The sequence below is a fragment of the Bacillus sp. JJ1127 genome (genome assembly GCF_036965845.1).
In the GTDB taxonomy this organism is placed as follows: domain Bacteria; phylum Bacillota; class Bacilli; order Bacillales; family Bacillaceae_G; genus Bacillus_A.
In genome coordinates this window covers 1-2,085 of the sequence record NZ_JBALQK010000376.1, presented here as the reverse complement: position 1 = coordinate 2,085, position 2,085 = coordinate 1, and the positions used below count along the sequence as shown (strand labels likewise).

At 34.4% G+C, this 2,085-nt stretch carries 1 protein-coding gene; it reads right to left on the bottom strand.

Going from position 1 to position 2,085, the window contains the following annotated elements:
- Positions 1–167 precede the first annotated feature (167 nt).
- Positions 168–1,871, bottom strand: coding sequence for a peptide ABC transporter substrate-binding protein (locus V7183_RS24695; protein WP_335361179.1), 1,704 nt, complete (start codon positions 1,869–1,871; stop codon positions 168–170).
- Between the last annotated feature and the right edge of the window lie 214 nt (positions 1,872–2,085).

Below are 2,085 nucleotides of genomic sequence, written 5' to 3'. Positions count from 1 at the left end.
CCTAAAAAGAGGGGGTTTTATATCAGTTTTTTAATTAATGTATATACAGTATTTTTAAATCTTCCTTTCCCTATAATGAAATGCCTTAGAAACAAGCTTATCTCCTAAACAAAAAGCATCTCTAAAAGTAGATCGACTACTTCTAAAAATGCTTTTCGCTTCATTATTTACTTCTCTGTTACATACGCCCACTTAAAGCTATATTCTGGGCTGATGTTATGTTTTACAACTCCTTTTACAGTCGGTTTCATTGCATACGCTCTACCTGTTTGATATAAAGGAACCATTGCTACATCTTCTTCAAGCAATAGCTTTTCTGCTTTTCCAAACTCTTCCCAACGTTTTTTCGCATCGGACATGAGTTCATTTCCTGCTTTTTTAACCATTTCGTCATATTTTGGATTGGAATAACTCATTTGGTTGTACGGACTCTTCGTTTCAAACATATCAATAAATGTCATCGGATCTGCATAATCTGGGCTCCAACCTGCATAAGAAATTTCGTAGTCTTGTGCTGATTCTAGTTTTAATTTTTGTTTGAACGGCTGAATTTTCGTATTAATCGTTACCCCTTTTAAATTTTTCTCGATTTGATCTTTTACATAATCCGCAACTTTTTTCGCAGTTCCATCATCATAACTTAACAATTCAATTGTCACTTGATCTTTACCAAGTTCTTTTTTCGCTTCTTCCCATGCAGCTGCTGCTTTTTTCGTATCTTGCTTAACACCATTTTTAAATGATTCTGTGAAATCTTTACCGTCTGGACCCGTTGCGAGTCCCTTTGGTACTAATTGATCTGTCGGTTTAGATCCATTGTTTAAGATAACATTTGCTAGCCCTTTTTTATCGATTGATAATGCAATCGCTTCACGTAATTTTTTATTTTTCAATGGTGTATCCTGTCCATTACGCTTTTCATTCAAACGTAAGAAGAACGTACTTGCCTCTGAATACTCACCATACTCATCTTTATTTGCTTTATATTTATCAACAAATTCTCCATTTAGCAATGTAAAATCAATTTGATTCGTATCATATAGATTTACTTTTGTAGCTGGTTCTTTTACAACGCTGTAGTTAATTTCATCGAGTTTCACATTCTTTTTATCCCAATAATTTTCATTTTTCTTTAATTGCCAGCCCTGCTCATGTTTCCATGATGACATGACAAACGGTCCATTATATACTACTGTGTCTGCCTCTAAACCGTATTTTCCACCTTTTTCTTTTACGAATTTTTCATTTAACGGGTAATACGATGGAAATGCTACTAAGTTTAAGAAATACGGCACTGGTTGTTCTAATTCTACTTCCAGTGTATAATCATCCACAGCTTTTGCACCTAATGTAGATGCATCTGCTTGTCCTTTATTAATTGCCTCTGCATTTTTAATATAGTAAGCAATAAACGCATACTCCGCTGCTGTCTTTGGATCTAGCAAACGTTGCCATGCAAACACGAAGTCTTTCGCTGTCACTGGATCACCATTTGACCATTTTGCATCTTTTCGAAGTTTAAATGTATACTTTTTGCCATCCTCGCTTTTCGTGCTAGATTCCGCTGCAGCTGGGATTGGTTTATTATTTTTATCAAGACGATATAACCCTTCCATCGTATTCCCTAAAATTTGTCCCCCTAATGTATCGGTAGATTTCGAAGTATCCATCGACGGAATTTCCTGATTTTCTGTACGATTCATTACTTGTTTTGCTGCATATTTAATGTCAGATTTCTTATCTTCTCCACCACTAGATGTTGTACTTGTCTTTTTGTCTCCCCCTGAACCCGAACATGCTGATAACGCCATACTCATTGCTAATACTGGTGCTACCACCGCTGTTAACTTTTTTAATTTTTTCTTTTTCATTCATGTACCCTCCCCAAATTATATGTACGTTGCTAATCTTGAGAGATTCTCCGTAACTGCTTAGTTATCAGAAAATTCTTATTAATTAGTATTCTACTATTTTTTTCGGTTTTGTAAAGTTTATTTTTAAAAATTCAGAATATTTTTTCCAATATAATAGTTGGGCTTTTTCTTAGTACTATATAAATCCATTTTAATTTTCGACATCTAAATC